The following is a 16,498-nucleotide window of genomic DNA, read 5'->3' as shown; positions in this document are numbered from 1 at the left end:
TACACAAAAAAGGAGAGATAATTTATGAAATTTAAGTCATTGATTACAACAACTTTAGCATTAGGTGTTTTAGCATCAACAGGTGCAAACTTTAATAATAATGAAGCGTCTGCCGCAGCTAAGCCATTAGATAAATCATCAAGTTCGTTACACCATGGATATTCTAAAGTCCATGTTCCATATGCAATCACTGTGAACGGTACAAGCCAAAATATTTTATCAAGCTTAACATTTAATAAGAATCAAAATATTAGTTATAAAGATTTAGAGGATAGAGTTAAATCAGTTTTAAAATCAGACAGAGGTATTAGTGATATAGATTTAAGACTATCGAAGCAAGCGAAATATACTGTTTACTTTAAAAATGGAACAAAGAAAGTTATCGATTTGAAAGCAGGTATTTACACAGCTGATTTAATTAATACAAGTGAAATTAAAGCTATTAATATTAACGTAGATACTAAAAAGCAAGTTGAAGATAAAAAGAAAGATAAAGCAAATTACCAAGTTCCATACACAATCACTGTGAACGGTACAAGCCAAAATATTTTATCAAACTTAACATTTAATAAGAATCAAAATATTAGTTACAAAGATTTAGAGGATAAAGTTAAATCAGTTTTAGAATCAAATAGAGGTATTACCGATGTTGATTTAAGATTATCGAAGCAAGCGAAATATACAGTTAATTTTAAAAATGGAACGAAGAAAGTTATCGATTTGAAATCAGGTATTTACACAGCGAATTTAATAAATTCAAGTGATATTAAAAGTATCAATATTAACGTAGATACAAAAAAACATATCGAAAATAAAGCTAAAAGAAACTATCAAGTTCCATATTCAATTAATTTAAATGGTACATCTACAAACATTTTATCGAATCTTTCATTTTCAAATAAACCTTGGACAAATTACAAAAATTTAACTAGTCAAATAAAATCAGTACTGAAGCATGATAGAGGTATTAGTGAACAAGATTTAAAATATGCTAAGAAAGCTTATTATACTGTTTATTTTAAAAATGGTGGTAAAAGAATCTTACAGTTGAATTCAAAAAATTACACAGCAAACTTAGTTCATGCGAAAGATGTTAAGAGAATTGAAATTACTGTTAAAACAGGAACTAAAGCGAAAGCAGACAGATATGTACCATACACAATTGCAGTAAATGGCACATCAACACCAATTTTATCAGATTTAAAATTTACAGGTGACCCACGTGTAGGCTACAAAGATATCTCTAAAAAAGTTAAATCAGTATTGAAGCATGATAGAGGTATCGGGGAACGTGAATTAAAATATGCAAAAAAAGCAACTTACACAGTACATTTTAAAAATGGAACGAAAAAAGTGATTAACATAAATTCAAATATTAGCCAACTGAATCTGCTTTATGTTCAAGATATTAAAAAGATAGATATTGATGTTAAAACAGGAACTAAAGCGAAAGCGGATAGCTATGTACCATATACAATTGCAGTAAATGGCACATCAACACCAATTTTATCAAAACTTAAAATTTCGAATAAACAATTAATTAGTTACAAATATTTAAATGACAAAGTGAAATCTGTATTAAAAAGTGAAAGAGGCATCAGTGATCTTGACTTAAAATTTGCGAAACAAGCAAAATATACAGTATATTTCAAAAATGGAAAGAAACAAGTAGTGAATTTAAAATCAGACATCTTTACACCTAATTTATTTAGTGCCAAAGATATTAAAAAGATTGATATTGATGTAAAACAATACACTAAATCAAAAAAAAATAAATAAATCTAATAATGTGAAATTCCCAGTAACAATAAATAAATTTGAAAACATAGTTTCAAATGAATTTGTGTTCTATAATGCAAGCAAAATTACAATTAATGATTTAAGTATAAAACTTAAATCAGCAATGGCAAATGATCAAGGGATAACTAAACATGACATAGGACTTGCTGAACGCGCAGTGTATAAAGTGTATTTTAAAAATGGTTCGTCAAAATATGTAGACTTAAAAACTGAGTATAAAGATGAAAGAGTATTTAAAGCAACTGACATTAAAAAGGTAGATATTGAACTTAAATTCTAATCTTTAATTTTATAATAAGGCATCTCACAATCGTGGGGTGCCTTTTACATTTGTAGAGATGTGATGCTTGAATGTTTGAAGTGATTTGCCAAAAGTTATATAAATTGGTTCTATAATAAATCGGACTGATAGAAAAAGTTTTTTACTTTTCATCTGTCCGATTTTTTGATTTTGTTAGGAGAGATGTATAAAACTAATTAGGTATAGTGTTTGACAAGTTGCTGAATAAAATATATCTTATGATACTTTGAAAGAAGGAATAATTTTAAAAATAAAAAACCAATAATCCGAGTCATACTCATCAGATTATTGGTTGAAATTAATTATCTTAAGTCATCAATCGCTTTAGCAATTGAATCAAATACATGTGGGATATCTTCTTTTTCTACACAGCTAAACGCAATACGAATATCTGTTGCATTAAGTGCAATAACACCAATTGAATATTTTTCAATTAAATGTTTACGAAGTTCTTCAGGGTCAACATCATGAACTTTTATTGCCATAAAGTATCCAGAGTTAAAGTCATAGGCTTGCCAATGTGAATGATATTGATCAGCATAGACAACTTCCTTAGTGACTTCATAGCGTTCTTTTAATGTTTGAATATTTTGTTCGATTTCTTTATCGAATTGTTTATTATTTTTTAATACATGCTTAACAGCGCTTTGTGTTGGAAGAGGTCCACTAGAAATGTTACTTCGTATAAGACCTTTTACTTTGGCTTCTAATACTTCTTTAGTTGTTTGATCAGACGTTCCAAATGTCATAAACCCAACACGGAATCCCCATGCGAAAAATTCTTTTGTTGCACCATCTAAACGAACAGGTAATATTGCATTTGAATTTAAATTAGATAATGCAGTAAATAATGATTGAGTATACACATCTTCATAGAATAAACCATAGTATGCGTCATCCACAACAGCTATAACTTTTGTACCTTTATCAGCTAATGCTTTAATTGCATCGACGATGGTAGTCACTTCTTTATGCGTAGGTGTGTAACCTGTCGGATTATTAGGATAATTTAAAATCATAATGACTTTATCTTTATTGTATGATTGTAAAGCTTCTACAAGTGAATCAGTAGTATAATGCCCGTCTTTATCAAAGATAGGATATGTTTGAAGGTTTGCACCATTTCTCGTATTGAAAACAAGTTTGTAATTACCCCAATTATGCTCTGGTAACAAGATAGTGTCACCTTGATTTACAAATAAATCGCCAACTAAAGATAAACCATGTGTTAATGCATTCGTAACAATTGGTAGTGACATGTTGTCGATTGATAGCTCTGGATTGTCACGCAACATTTTTTGTTGCCATAAATCACGTAATTCTTCGATGCCTTGTGGTGGCGCATAAGGGAATATTTCATCTGGAGTTAAATCATTAAACATTGCATCTAAAGATGATGCAAACATTTTTCCGTCTTTGTTTGTCGCCATACCTATAGTTGCATTATATGTTGTACTCTTTGCTTCAGCAGATTGAGATAAAATGCCTTTTGGATAAAACATATTTTGACCTAAGTCAGATAACATTGTAAAGGCAGTTGCATTTGACTGTTGAAGTTGTTCATTTAAGCTTTGGGCTAAAGGATTCATTATTGCTTAACCTCTCTTTAAAAAAATTGTATGCCTATATATTATCTTCAATTATACCAAAGATAAAGTGTTGTTGGTGAATTAACGAATAATATGTAAAATCTGCTGCCAAAATACGAACATATGTTCTGTTTTTATGTTAGAATAGGTGTAGGTCATCCTTCAGTATGATACTTTAGTCGAACGGAGGTGTAGTGTAATGATGTGGTGGCAAGAAGGGATGATGACACTTATTACAGGTGGCTTACTAATTATTTTTCGACTTTGGTTAGAACTGAAATGGAAAAATAAAAAATGATCCTACACACATAAATAACCCCAAGTCTGCTGGTACCAGACTTGGGGTTGTGTAGTATAATTCTGTGGATACACTTAAATAATATCATTGAACACAATATATCGCAATCAATAATCATTTTGATTGAATGGTTTTGTTGCGCTATTTTAGTTGAAAGTGATTAGTACCTTGAACTTTTGAAATTCAATAACTTATTAAAAAAATTTATATTTGTTATAATGTCGATGTTGAGGTGAAATAAATTGAAACATCTAACAAAAATATTTGTAGTACTTGCAATTATTTTATTTATTATTGGTTATTATTTACAAGCAACTAATCATGAAAGCCAAGGTATAAAATTATTATTAGCAGCGATTATGTTTATGATTTGTGCTTTTATAAGTAGAAGTAATGATCGACGTAAAAATAGTAAATAGAATTGACTGTTTAAAACGATTGTTTATGTTGACGCTACGGTTGTCACGTAGAGATTAAAGACATTCGTTTTAGCAGTCTTTTTTATTGAAGTAGACAATGCAAGATTAAATGGTAGTGTCATTTCATTTTATTCAACTGCTAGTAATACAATACTCAGTGTTATTTCTGAAGACTGGTTGATAATGAGACATGCATATTTACAAAACTGTGTATATTGTGTATATTGTATATATACAGAAGTTGATAGGGGGACGTTGATGAAAATAATTTTAAAAAACAATAGTGATTTTCCGATTTATGAACAGATTAAGCAACAAGTAAAACAAAATATTTTAAAGGGACATGTTGCTCCTGGAGAGCATTTGCCGTCAATGAGAGAACTTGCCAAAGATCTTCAAGTAAGTTTGATTACTACCAAACGTGCTTATGAAGATTTAGAGAAAGACGGTTTTGTTACAACAATTAGAGGAAAAGGGACCTTTGTTAAGGAGCAAGATAGTTCTATTTTAAAAGAGAAACAATTTTTTACCATTGAAAATTTGGTTAAAGAATTGGTTAATGAAGCGCAAGCCATCGAAATGTCACTTGAGGAACTGCAGGATATTTTAACGTTCATTTATGAGGAGGAATCATCATGAATGCCATAGAATTAAGTAATGTTAATTATTCAAGTGATCAGTTTAATTTAAAGAATATCTCTTTCAAAGTTCCTCAAGGATTCGTCACTGGTTTTATTGGTAGAAATGGCGCTGGTAAAACCACAATAATAAGGTTAATTATGGATTTGTATCAACCACAAACTGGTGTTATTAGAGTATTAGAAGAGGATATGGCTCTCAATCCGATAGAGTTAAAGAATAGAATTGGGTTTGTTTACTCTGAAAATTATTTTAATGAGAGATGGACTACGAAGCAACTTGAAAAAATGATTGCCCCTTTTTATCGTAAATGGGACCATCAAGTATTTGAATTTTATCTTGAAAAGTTCGATTTACCAATCAATAAATCAATAAAAACATTTTCGACTGGGATGAAAATGAAATTATCACTAGCAGTTGCATTTTCACATCATGCTGAATTGTATATTTTTGATGAGCCTACTTCAGGTCTTGATCCCTTAGCTAGAAATGAGCTATTGGAGATAATTCAGCAAGAATTAATTGATGAAAATAAAACAATATTCATGTCGACACACATTATCTCAGATTTAGAAAAAATAGCTGATTATATCATTCACTTAAGTGACGGTGAAGTTATCTTAAATGGTTCAAAAGAACAACTGTTACAAAGATATCAAGTTGTGAGTGGTGCTATTGAGGACCTTGATGATGAATTAGCATCTCTACTTATTTATGAAGAACATAAGCGTACGGGATTTATAGGATTAACAGAACATGCGCAAGTATTTAAAGAAATTTTAGGTCATAAAGTGAATATCACTACACCTTCTATTGAGAACTTAATGGTTTATCTTGAAAAGAGAAAACCTAAATATCATGAAAACATCAAATTGATGGAAGAAGGTTTTTAAATGAAGGCATTGTTAATTAGGAATTTTAAATTACGACGATATACACTTATCATCTATGTTCTATTATTAACCTTATATCCTTTTTATATAATGCTTGACTCAACAAAGTTCTTTTACTTATTGCAATCTTTTATAAGTCCAACAATATTGATTATTTGGATTTTAGATGCTGGTCACTTATTTAGACTCAATCGTAGATTAGGTGGTAATGATTCATATTATTTTTATATGAGTTTACCAGTGTCAAAAAAACAATTGCTTAATGCCAACTATATTACATGCATTGTTTTAACATTAATTGGAACGCTTGTTATTAGTTTATATGCTTATGAAGCAGATGTGATTGAACCAAATTCAATCTATTTTTCAACTGCATATGCATTTGTCATATCTAACTTCTTGTCTATACCAATTGCATTTAGTCAATTTACAGAATTGCGTAGAGTCAAAGTGCCATATGGTATATACGTGTTTACTATTATCATTTTAGTTCCATTTTTATTTTCAATTGCAATAGTATTGGTGAATTATTTTGTTCTAAGTCAATCATCATTCCCAGATTTATATTCATATATTTTAAATATTGGTTTTCTAATTATAAGCATTGTTATACTTATTGTTAATTATTTTAAACAGCTCAATAAAATAAATACTAGAAAATTTAAAGGAGGCAGTCGATGAAATTAGAACATATTACAAAAAAATACGGCTCAAATGTCGTTTTAAATGATATTGATTTTGACTTTGGCGATAGTAGAATTGTCGGATTAATAGGAAAAAACGGTGTTGGTAAAACAACCGTTATGAAAGTAATGAATGGTAATATTATTAAATTTGATGGAAAAGTAGATATTGATAATGCAGATAATATCGGTTTTTTAATTGAGCATCCTAAATTATATGATAATAAATCAGGATTGTATAACTTGAAATTATTTGCACAAGTATTAGGTAAGGGTTTTGATAAAGCATACACAGACAAAATTATAGATGCATTTGGTATGAGACCTTATATTAAAAAGAAAGTTAAGAAATATTCAATGGGGATGAAGCAAAAGTTAGCAATTGCAGTATCTTTAATGAATAAACCTAAATTTTTAATCTTGGATGAGCCTACAAATGGTATGGATCCAGATGGCTCAATTGATGTGCTGACTACAATTAAGTCTTTAGTAAATGAACTTGATATGAGAATTCTAATATCAAGTCATAAGTTAGAAGATATTGAATTAATTTGTGATAGAGCTGTATTTTTAAGAGACGGACATTTTGTTCAAGATGTAAACATGGAGGAAGGTGTTGCATCTGACACAACGATAGTTACTGTTGATCATAAAGACTTTGATAGAACTGAAAAATATCTTGCAGAGCATTTCCAATTACAAAATGTCGACAAAGCAGACGGACATTTAATGATCAATGCACAAAAAAATTATCAAGTTATACTAAAAGCATTATCTGAATTAGATATTTATCCGAAATATATTGAAACACGTAAAAGTTCATTGCGTGATACGTACTTCAATATAAATCAAAGAGGTGATAAATAATGAGAATTTTAAATTTAGTTAAGTATGATTTTTATAGTATATTTAAAAGTCCTTTAACATATTTAGCGATACTAGTCGTATCTAGTTTGATTGCAACTCAAAGTATACTTATGGCAAATTCGATGGATAACCCGAAACATATTATTGTCTATGGATCTGTATTTGCTGCAGCAAAATGGTTATTGTTAATAATTGGATTAATGTTTGTTGTTAAGACAATTACGCGTGATTTTTCACAAGGTACAATTCAACTATATATGAGTAAAGTTAAAACACGCGTTGGATACATTATTTCGAAAACAATTTCAATTATTTTAATTTCAATATTATTTGCATTAATTCATTATGTGATTTTGATTGTTGTGCAGGCATCTAGTAATGGAAAAAATTTGGCGTTTTCTAAATATGTAGATAATTTATGGTTCTTCCTAATCTTTTTACTATTCTTTGGCTTGTTTTTATTCTTAATCACACTTGCATCACAAAAAACAGCAATGATATTTTCATTAGGTGTATTTTTAGTACTCATTGTACCGTTTATTAAACCTTTTATTACATTTATCCCAAGATACGGTGAAAAAGTTTTAGATGCTTTTGATTATATCCCTTTTGCTTACTTAACTGATAAAATGATTAGCTCTAACTTTGATTTTAGCAATTGGCAATGGGTAATTTCATTAGGTTCTATAGTGATATTCTTCATTTTGAATATCTTATATGTCGCTAAAAAAGACATTTAATAAAAATAATTTTGAGGTTGGGAATTTTAAATTTTCCCAACCTCAAAGTTTGTCTTATTGTAAATTTATTTATTTTCTAATTTATTTAGGATGGAATTATAAACTGCTTTCCAAAATGAAGCGTCAGTTTTATAGCGGTTTGATATCACTAAGTGTGTTTCTTTTTCTAAATCTGCATAGTCTGGATGATCTTTGCTCGGTAATTTATCAGCACGAACATCAGTTACAAATTTTTGGACTTCATTTGCTCTTGGTCCCCAAACTGTTTCTTGTTCGAATTGATCATTCAAGAATACGAAGATAGGAATTGCACGTGATTTACCATTTGTTAAATATTGATCGATCAGTTTTGTATCATCATCTCTATGGAACACGCGTACTTCTAAATTTAATGCTTCACTGATGTGTTTTAGAATTGGGAGATTCATCATTGCATCTCCACACCAGTCTTCAGTAATTACTAATACTTTAGAATAATTCATCTCTTTTATTTTTTTGATGCGTGAATCATCTTCTGGTAACTCAAATGATTGATAGATACTGAGAACGGTATCTTGATTTGTCTTCATTCCATCAATGTATTCATTTAAGGGTTGGCTATTTTTGAAATAAGTTTCTAAATTTGTCATTGTAAAAACCTCCTTTAGCATTTACAACATTATACCAATTTATAGTAATAAAAGGTAATGAAATAAATTAATTGCAAATTCTTTGTTAATTTTTGTTAAGGATGAAACGGGAAGCACCTTATGCTATATTTAAATAAGTACAAAGAAAGGGTGACATCAGTGCGTATTCAAAATCGCTGGGTTGTGTTTATATTATTTTTAATCTGTTCTTTTGGTGTATTAATTGGTTTATATCAATATCGTCATACGAAAACTGTGGATTTGTCTAATCTTGAAATAAACGATATTAAATTAAATGAGAAGTTTGATAAAAAAGGCTATGAAGTAAATAAAAAAATTAAGTTTGATCGTTTTAAATTTTATAACAGTAAAGCTCACCCTGATCTTACCGTTAAAGTGAGAGAAAAGGATAACATCGTTAAGGGGATAATATTAGTAAGAGATGAAAAGATACATACTAATTTTGATGGGGGAATTGGTTCGCCGATAAATAACGCGATTGAAAATCTTGGATTCGGATATAAAAGAACAAAAGTTGGCAATGATTTCTCATCGGTAAAGTATATTGATAGAGATAACCATTTAAAATTAAACTTACTTTATCAAGATTTAGAAATTAAACGTATTGAATTTTTTAGTAAATAGCTTTAGGTCTTAAAGTTATAAAAAACGAATGAATAATTTTATTGGGATGAGTGACCTATATGAACAAGATTACTTATTTAAATGAATTAGAAACAGCACTTGATGCGCTACCTAGGCATTTAAGAGATCAAAAAATGTATGAATATGAACGTTATTTTTATGAGCAAGAACTTAATGGCGTTGATGAAGGGGAAATTTTAAAGAAGTTAAAAGACCCACAAGATGTTGCAGCTGAAACAAAAGCTAGAAGTGTTATTGATTATGCTGAATCTAAACCAACATTTGAAAATATTTCAAGAGCTGTTGCTGCTTCATTAAGTTTAGGCATTCTATCTATTTTTGTCATCCTTATACCAGTATCTATAGTTGGATTATTTGTATTAGCATTATTTTTAATATCACTTTTGCTGCTGTTTTGTCCAATTATTTTATTAGCATCAGCAATATCCAGAGGAATTGTGGACTCAATTAGTAATGTATTTTTTGCCATATCATATTCAGGATTAGGATTAGTATTTATCATTGTCATATTTAAGATTTTAGAATACATTTATCGTTTAATCTTAAAATATTTACTTTGGTATATTAAAACTGTCAAAGGAAGCGTTAGAAAATGAAGAAATTCTTTTTTATTGGGCTTTTAGTGTTTGTTGTCTTTTTTACAGCAGCAACCATTATTTGGTTCAGCTATGATAAAAACAAATATGGTACTAAACAATATGATAAAACATTCAAAGACGATGCTTTTGACAATGTATCTATAAATTTGGATAGTACAGAACTTCGTATAAAACGGGGGAATCAATTTAGAGTTAAATATGATGGTGACAATGATATATTAATTAATATAGTAGATAAGACGTTGAAGATTAGTGATAAAAGGTCTAAGACAAGAGGATATGCAATTGATATGAATCCTTTTCATGAGAATAAGAAAACGTTAACGATTGAAATGCCTGATAAAATGATTAAACGTTTAAATCTATCATCTGGAGCAGGAAGTGTTAGAATCAGTGATGTTGATTTAGAGAACACAAGTATTCAAAGCATTAACGGTGAAGTAGTTATTAAAAACTCAAATCTTGACGCACTAGATTCAAAGACAAATAATAGTTCTACTTATATTAGTAAAAGTAACATTAAAAATAGCAATATTAAAGTTGTTATTGGTACGCTACAAATCGACAAGAGTCAAATTAAACAATCCATATTTTTAAACGATCATGGTGACATTGAATTTAAAAACATGCCATCAAAAGTAGATGCAAAAGCTTCTACTAAACAAGGAGATATTCGTTTTAAGTATGATAGTAAACCTGAAGACACTATACTAAAGCTAAATCCGGGAACGGGTGATAGCGTAGTTAAAAATAAAACATTTACTAATGGTAAAGTTGGGAAAAGCGACAATGTTTTAGAATTTTATACGATTGATGGTAATATCAAAGTTGAATAAATAAAGGATGTAAGCACCGATATTAGGAAGCATAATTTCTCTAATATCGGTGTTATTTATTTGTTGGCAAAAGTTAAGTCGGTATCTATATTGCCAGTAAAGTGAGTGATATTAAGGTCTTGACCATCTAACCATGATTTGAAATCTATTATTTCTGGTGGCGCATTTTCTCCCAATGTAAAATATGCAGTTAATGTTTCAGGTTGATACATTGATGTATGGATGGTGCCAGACCAGCTTTTGAATAGTTTACTGTAAATTTCATACTGAGGATTATTGAATAACTTAAATGCTGTAGTCATATCTAAATTATCATTAGTTTGTGAAATGGTACGCGCCAGTCTTTCTTTAGATTCTTTTGTATAATTACGATTTTCATGTGTTAATATTTCAAAATGATTTGTACATATATTATCATAACGAACATCTATTGATCTCGGTGTCACTTCAACAATTGCATGGTTCAATGATTTGTCCATCAGTATGTAGCTAAATGAGCTTCTGTGTGGTATTTCTTTCAATAATTGGATTGCTTCTGTTACATTTCGGCAATTTTCAAGAATTAGACGACCAATCATATAACATACAAAACCATTTGCTGGTTTCTTCCGGTGCATAAAGTTATAGCCCATAGTTAATCCTGACTCATTCATACCATCCATTCTTCCAGTTACCCTTGATACAGGACCAATTTGAGCTAAACCGCTATCTGTAGGTTGATAAAGTAAGTAGCGACCATCATAAGTTGCAGGGTGGTAATCATAATTTCTAACCATGAAGTCTTTGCCTTGAAAGACCGTGCAACCACTTTCTTTTAAATCGGTAAAACGATAATGTCCAAAGTTTAAAATAATTTGGCGTGTTGGCATTTTGAGTATACTTTGTAGTCCCATTAATTCTTCCCATATTTGAGGTGCGTATGTTTGGAATATTTGATAAGTTTCATTTACATCTATATCGAAACGTGGGACACGTTTTTTCCATTCTTTTTCTCGATTTTTTAGAAGAGGTGTTTGTTGAAGCCATTTACCAGTTTTAACACCTAACTCGAAATGTGAACCTCTAAAAGTCATGATATCTGATGTCACTTGTTGCATATCATCGGCCCCTTTCTTTTTAGTTGTAATATATTGTAAATAAATAGTAATCGTATGTATATTGAATGTCATGTTAAATAAAGTTATATTTTACTAAATGAAATATAAAATTGTTTGAGGTGATTTCTCGGTGTATAAGACTTATCAATCAGTTAAAACATATTTTTATAGATGGTGGGGATATTGAGTTAAAAACTTAAAATCATCTTATCATAAATATCAATCTTAAGTTAGCATTCACGATAATAGTCATTGTTAACATTAGCATATAAGGTCATGTCACGTTGAAACAGAGGTTCCTCGGCATTTTTGAAAATAATCATTAGCTTGCTCACTATATAATTTGATGAATATATTTCGTGAAAGTGGGTATTTATTTAATGATTATTCTATATATGATAGTATAATGAAATGTAGATAGGTATTTAATTTAACAGAGGTGAAATTGAGATGTGGAATTTTATTAAATGTGTGTTTAAATTCGTATTTAGCTTAGTTGCTATTACAACATTAGTTGCTGGTGTTGGTGTAGTAGCATTTGCTTATATCTTTAAAAAAGATTTTGAAGATATTGAAAGAAAAACTAAAGAAATTATTTCTGATATTGAAAGTAAAAATAACTAATAACATTTAGAGGCTGGGACATAAATCCCTAAAAAACAGCAGTAAGATAATTTTCAATTAGAAAATATCTTACTGCTGTTCTCTATTTATACAATACTTCGTATTGAATGGCTTCGCTTTCCTAGGGTGCCGTCTCAGCCTTGGTCTTCGACTGGCACTGCTCCCTCAGGAGTCTCGCCATTAATACTACGTATTAACATGTAATTTTACTTTGAAATACTTTTAAAAAATAAGACACTTTGCCCAACTTGCACATAAATGTAAAATTCAATAAAATGAATTTTCTGTGTTGGGTCCCTTCTTATAATTTAATAAATACCACTAAACTAAATTAACGAGGTGCCTTATGTATAAAAATTATAACATGCCCCAACTACACTACCAATAGAAACTTCTGTTAGAATCCCTCAAAATGATATTTCACGATATGTTAATGAAATTGTTGAAACAATACCTGATAGCGAATTCGATGAATTCAGACATCATCGTGGCGCAACATCCTATCATCCAAAAATGATGTTAAAAATCATCTTATATGCATATACTCAATCTGTTTAATTATGTTCAAAGCATTAAGGTAACAAGACAATATCTAAGATATCAAAGATAGAAATTTTTTGACGTTGTTGCTGATTGTAAACATAACCATCAATTTCATAATTAATAGCATCAATACGATAAATGGTTAAGCGTACTGAATCTACAAAGCCATTATTATAAAATTTAACTTCTACAGGTTGGGCATATTGTAGCGCCTCGTGTAGCCGAATGTTTAGCTCAGCCAATTGATCATCTGATAATACAGGACGTGTAATTTTGTTTTGGTCGATAATGTATTGTTGAATCGTTTCGAATTGTTCGGGTAATGTTGCAAAAGGAGCCCATTTAATCATGCCTCTTCCCATAGGTATATTGTTATCTAGTAATTCTCTTGGAACGTTACGATAATCAGTTTCTTCTTCATAACTTGTCATCCTTAATTCACCCCAATCTGATAATTACATTATACGAACATGTGTTCTATTTTGCAACAAAAATTTTGTGGAAGCATAAACGCGTTAATAATTAATGCTCGTGTAAGTAAAAAAGAGGGATTAATTAAAATCGAATAATGACATATCACAGCAAATAGTTCTTTTAAAGTAGTTAAATAGTTTTAGCTTTAAGGAAATGATAAATGATTGTTAATTCTAGCTAAAATTTAATAAAATGAAAATAAGACTAACATGGAGGGGTAAAAGTAATGACAAATGGATATATTGGTTCTTACACTAAAAAGAATGGTAAAGGGATTTATCGTTTTGAATTAAACGAAAATCAGTCACGTATTGATTTATTAGAAACAGGATTTGAATTAGAAGCGTCTACATATTTGGTGCGTAATAATGAAGTTTTATATGGAATCAACAAAGAAGGAGAACAATGCGGTGTTGCAAGTTTGAAAATTGATGACAATGGTGAATTGCATTTATTAAATAAATGTTTGTCTTCAAAAGCTGGTACAGGTTGTTATGTATCGATTTCAGAAGATAAACGATATTTATTTGAAGCGGTATATGGTGCTGGCATCATACGTATGTATGAATTAAATACGCACACAGGTGAAATTATACGTCTAATTCAAGAACTTGCACATGATTTTCCAACAGGTACACATGAAAGACAAGATCATCCACACGCACATTATATTAATCAAACTCCAGATGGTAAGTACGTTGCAGTAACAGATTTAGGTGCTGATCGTATCGTTACTTATAAATTTGATGACAACGGGTTTGAATTTTATAAAGAATCTTTATTTAAAGATAGTGATGGGACAAGACATATTGAATTTCATGATAATGGAAAATTTGCTTATGTCGTACACGAATTATCAAATACTGTGAGTGTTGCAGAATATAATGACGGTAAATTTGAAGAGCTCGAGCGTCATTTAACAATTCCTGAAAACTTTGATGGAGATACTAAACTTGCAGCAGTGCGTTTATCTCATGATCAACAATTCTTATATGTATCTAATAGAGGGCATGATAGCATTGCAATTTTTAAAGTTCTTGATAATGGTCAACACTTAGAACTAGTAACAATTACTGAAAGTGGTGGTCAATTCCCAAGAGATTTTAATATTGCCTCATCAGATGACCTTTTAGTTTGTGCTCATGAGCAAGGAGATTCAGTTGTAACTGTTTTCGAAAGAAATAAAGAAACAGGTAAAATTACGCTATGTGATAACACTCGTGTAGCATCTGAAGGTGTATGTGTCATATTTTAATCTTTAATTAATCATGATAAAAAGAAAACCATGTTTCCAAAAAATTTGTGTATACCTTGAAATTTATTGTTTTCAAGAACATCAAATTATGGAAGCATGGTTTATTTTTGTCTCAAAAATTAATTTTTAAAGAAAGCTTTGATGTATTTAAATTTACCTTTATATGGTGGTAAATGGACACCTGATTCTAATCGTGTAGATTTGAAAATGTAGCTTTTTTCATGTGTAAAAGTGTCGAATGAATATTTACCATGATAGCGTCCCATACCTGAGGCGCCAACACCACCAAATGGTAATTTAGGATTCGCTAGGTGCATCAATGTATCATTAATAGCGCCGCCGCCAAATGATAGCTCGTTTATTACACGTTGTGTAGCATTTTCATCTTCGCTAAATAAATATAAACTCAAAGGTTTTGGTCTTTGGTGAATAAAGGCTATTGCTTCATCCAATGACTGATACGTTAAAATCGGTAAGATAGGACCAAAAATTTCTTCTTGCATAATTGCTGAATCACTTGTAACGTGATCTAACAATGTTGGTTCTATATAACGTTCATCCTCATCACTATGACCACCAAATACAATATTCATTTGTGCACTGTTAAGTAATGAAGTCAGACGATGATAATGTTTAAGGTTTACAATGCGGCCATAATCTGGACTTTGTTGTATATTTTGACCATAAAATTCACGCAACGTTTTTGATAGGGCTGTGATTAAATCATCTTTTACAGATTCGTGTACTAAAATGTAATCTGGTGCAACACATGTTTGGCCGGCATTAGTGAATTTCCCAAAACAAATGCGCTCACTAGCAACTTTAATATTCGCTGTTTCATCAACGATGACTGGAGATTTACCGCCCATTTCTAATGTCACAGGAACTAAATTTTCGCTGGCAGCTTGATAAACGATTTTGCCTACATTTTCACTTCCTGTAAAGAAGACATAGTCAAAAGGTAAGTGAATTAACGTTTGCGTTTCTTCAATTCCTCCCTCAATAACTTCAATGTAATTTGCATCAAATGTTTCATTGATTAACCGTTTAATCACTCGTGCAACATTAGGCGTCAACTCAGATGGTTTAATAATTGCCGTATTACCTGCTGCAATAGCACCGATTAAAGGTTCGAACACTAGTTGAAAAGGATAGTTAAATGGTGCAATGATCAAAACTGTTCCATAAGGTTCTTTTTTGATATAGCTTTTTGTTGGAAATAAATATAAAGGTGTGTCTACATTTTTTGTTTTAGTCCAGTTTTTAAGTTCCTTACGGGCAATTTTGATACTTTTCAAAGTTATGCCAATTTCAGTAGCATAAGCTTCGACTTTATTTTTTCCTAAATCTGTATATAGTGCTTCTAAAATATCGCTCTCGTATGATTTAATAGCTTTGCTTAACTTCTTTAATTGCTCTTTTCTAAAACTAATATCTTTAGTTTGTTGTGTATTGAAAAAAGCTTTACTGTCATAAAATTTTTGCTCAATGATATTCATAATGAAAAGAACCTCCTTATATGATTATTTTGGAAAAAGCGATTAAT

Annotated in this window: 19 protein-coding genes and 2 pseudogenes; 16 read left to right on the top strand and 5 right to left on the bottom strand. The window is 30.2% G+C overall.

The features are described 5' to 3' along the window. Positions 1–24: 24 nt before the first annotated feature. The 3 genes and pseudogenes from eap to AA076_RS16190 form a co-directional block, all read left to right on the top strand. Positions 25–1,452, top strand: a pseudogene (gene eap / locus AA076_RS10135) (extracellular adherence protein Eap/Map); the annotation flags it as partial. Positions 1,453–1,476: 24 nt separating this feature from the next. Then, positions 1,477–1,779, top strand: coding sequence for an MAP domain-containing protein (locus tag AA076_RS16200; RefSeq protein ID WP_223200726.1), 303 nt, complete (start codon positions 1,477–1,479; stop codon positions 1,777–1,779). 10 nt (positions 1,780–1,789) lie between these two features. Further along, entirely contained in the window at positions 1,790–2,080 is a 291-nt protein-coding gene (locus AA076_RS16190; protein WP_000671712.1) for an MAP domain-containing protein, read from the top strand. A gap of 323 nt (positions 2,081–2,403) precedes the next feature. On the opposite strand, the gene AA076_RS10125 is transcribed toward AA076_RS16190, so the two are convergent. Continuing rightward, positions 2,404–3,690: an aminotransferase class I/II-fold pyridoxal phosphate-dependent enzyme gene (locus tag AA076_RS10125; protein ID WP_001068542.1), complete on the bottom strand. Its 1,287-nt coding sequence runs from the start codon at positions 3,688–3,690 to the stop codon at positions 2,404–2,406. A gap of 199 nt (positions 3,691–3,889) precedes the next feature. Here AA076_RS10125 and AA076_RS15345 point away from each other — a divergent pair, with 199 nt between their 5' ends. The 7 genes from AA076_RS15345 (at position 3,890) to pmtD (ending at position 8,229) form a co-directional block, all read left to right on the top strand. Further along, positions 3,890–3,988, top strand: coding sequence for a Trp-rich small protein (locus AA076_RS15345; protein WP_000990056.1), 99 nt, complete (start codon positions 3,890–3,892; stop codon positions 3,986–3,988). A gap of 242 nt (positions 3,989–4,230) precedes the next feature. Further along, complete coding sequence (locus AA076_RS15340; protein WP_000681968.1) at positions 4,231–4,407, top strand: SE1626 family protein; 177 nt, start codon at positions 4,231–4,233, stop codon at positions 4,405–4,407. Between the two features lie 258 nt (positions 4,408–4,665). Beyond that, positions 4,666–5,046, top strand: coding sequence for a PSM export ABC transporter transcriptional regulator PmtR (pmtR, locus tag AA076_RS10110; protein WP_000691584.1), 381 nt, complete (start codon positions 4,666–4,668; stop codon positions 5,044–5,046). After that, complete coding sequence (pmtA, locus tag AA076_RS10105; RefSeq protein ID WP_000991302.1) at positions 5,043–5,939, top strand: phenol-soluble modulin export ABC transporter ATP-binding protein PmtA; 897 nt, start codon at positions 5,043–5,045, stop codon at positions 5,937–5,939. The genes pmtR and pmtA overlap by 4 nt, the downstream gene beginning before the upstream one ends. Beyond that, on the top strand, positions 5,940–6,620 hold the full coding sequence (pmtB, locus tag AA076_RS10100) for a phenol-soluble modulin export ABC transporter permease subunit PmtB (protein WP_000645727.1): 681 nt from the start codon (positions 5,940–5,942) through the stop codon (positions 6,618–6,620). After that, complete coding sequence (gene pmtC / locus AA076_RS10095) at positions 6,617–7,489, top strand: phenol-soluble modulin export ABC transporter ATP-binding protein PmtC (RefSeq protein ID WP_000763048.1); 873 nt, start codon at positions 6,617–6,619, stop codon at positions 7,487–7,489. Before pmtB ends, pmtC begins: the two co-directional genes overlap by 4 nt. Continuing rightward, positions 7,489–8,229, top strand: a complete 741-nt coding sequence (gene pmtD / locus AA076_RS10090) for a phenol-soluble modulin export ABC transporter permease subunit PmtD (RefSeq protein WP_001221651.1) — start codon at positions 7,489–7,491, stop codon at positions 8,227–8,229. The genes pmtC and pmtD overlap by 1 nt, the downstream gene beginning before the upstream one ends. 65 nt (positions 8,230–8,294) lie before the next feature. Here pmtD and AA076_RS10085 read toward each other — a convergent pair whose 3' ends face one another. Further along, complete coding sequence (locus AA076_RS10085; RefSeq protein WP_000182842.1) at positions 8,295–8,858, bottom strand: thioredoxin family protein; 564 nt, start codon at positions 8,856–8,858, stop codon at positions 8,295–8,297. A gap of 120 nt (positions 8,859–8,978) precedes the next feature. Here AA076_RS10085 and AA076_RS10080 point away from each other — a divergent pair, with 120 nt between their 5' ends. From AA076_RS10080 to AA076_RS10070, 3 genes are read left to right on the top strand one after another with little or no spacing between them, the layout of a single operon-like run. Then, entirely contained in the window at positions 8,979–9,503 is a 525-nt protein-coding gene (locus AA076_RS10080; RefSeq protein WP_000966288.1) for a membrane protein, read from the top strand. Between the two features lie 59 nt (positions 9,504–9,562). After that, on the top strand, positions 9,563–10,120 hold the full coding sequence (locus AA076_RS10075; RefSeq protein ID WP_001033971.1) for an HAAS signaling domain-containing protein: 558 nt from the start codon (positions 9,563–9,565) through the stop codon (positions 10,118–10,120). Then, positions 10,117–10,959 carry a DUF4097 family beta strand repeat-containing protein gene (locus AA076_RS10070; RefSeq protein WP_000713072.1) on the top strand — a complete coding sequence of 281 codons (843 nt, stop codon included), beginning with the start codon at positions 10,117–10,119 and terminating at the stop codon, positions 10,957–10,959. The genes AA076_RS10075 and AA076_RS10070 overlap by 4 nt, the downstream gene beginning before the upstream one ends. 56 nt (positions 10,960–11,015) lie before the next feature. Here the strand turns inward: AA076_RS10070 and AA076_RS10065 are convergent, their stop codons facing one another. Then, on the bottom strand, positions 11,016–12,056 hold the full coding sequence (locus AA076_RS10065; RefSeq protein ID WP_001188077.1) for a C45 family autoproteolytic acyltransferase/hydrolase: 1,041 nt from the start codon (positions 12,054–12,056) through the stop codon (positions 11,016–11,018). A gap of 450 nt (positions 12,057–12,506) precedes the next feature. Between AA076_RS10065 and AA076_RS15335 the strand changes: the two genes are divergently transcribed. Together AA076_RS15335 and AA076_RS15330 are read left to right on the top strand one after the other, a co-directional pair. Beyond that, positions 12,507–12,680, top strand: coding sequence for a hypothetical protein (locus tag AA076_RS15335; RefSeq protein WP_000267034.1), 174 nt, complete (start codon positions 12,507–12,509; stop codon positions 12,678–12,680). A gap of 346 nt (positions 12,681–13,026) precedes the next feature. Continuing rightward, a pseudogene (locus tag AA076_RS15330) lies at positions 13,027–13,235 on the top strand (transposase); the annotation flags it as partial. Between the two features lie 17 nt (positions 13,236–13,252). On the opposite strand, the gene AA076_RS10055 reads toward AA076_RS15330, so the two are convergent. After that, positions 13,253–13,654: a YolD-like family protein gene (locus AA076_RS10055; RefSeq protein ID WP_000205106.1), complete on the bottom strand. Its 402-nt coding sequence runs from the start codon at positions 13,652–13,654 to the stop codon at positions 13,253–13,255. A gap of 269 nt (positions 13,655–13,923) precedes the next feature. Between AA076_RS10055 and pglS the strand changes: the two genes are divergently transcribed. Then, positions 13,924–14,952, top strand: coding sequence for a 6-phosphogluconolactonase (gene pglS, locus AA076_RS10050; protein WP_000181322.1), 1,029 nt, complete (start codon positions 13,924–13,926; stop codon positions 14,950–14,952). Between the two features lie 119 nt (positions 14,953–15,071). On the opposite strand, the gene AA076_RS10045 is transcribed toward pglS, so the two are convergent. Continuing rightward, positions 15,072–16,451, bottom strand: coding sequence for an aldehyde dehydrogenase (locus tag AA076_RS10045; RefSeq protein WP_001021214.1), 1,380 nt, complete (start codon positions 16,449–16,451; stop codon positions 15,072–15,074). Positions 16,452–16,498 lie beyond the last annotated feature (47 nt).

It is taken from the genome of Staphylococcus aureus (assembly GCF_001027105.1).
Classification (GTDB): Bacteria; Bacillota; Bacilli; order Staphylococcales; family Staphylococcaceae; genus Staphylococcus; species Staphylococcus aureus.
This window is presented reverse-complemented; position numbering and strand designations above follow the sequence as displayed.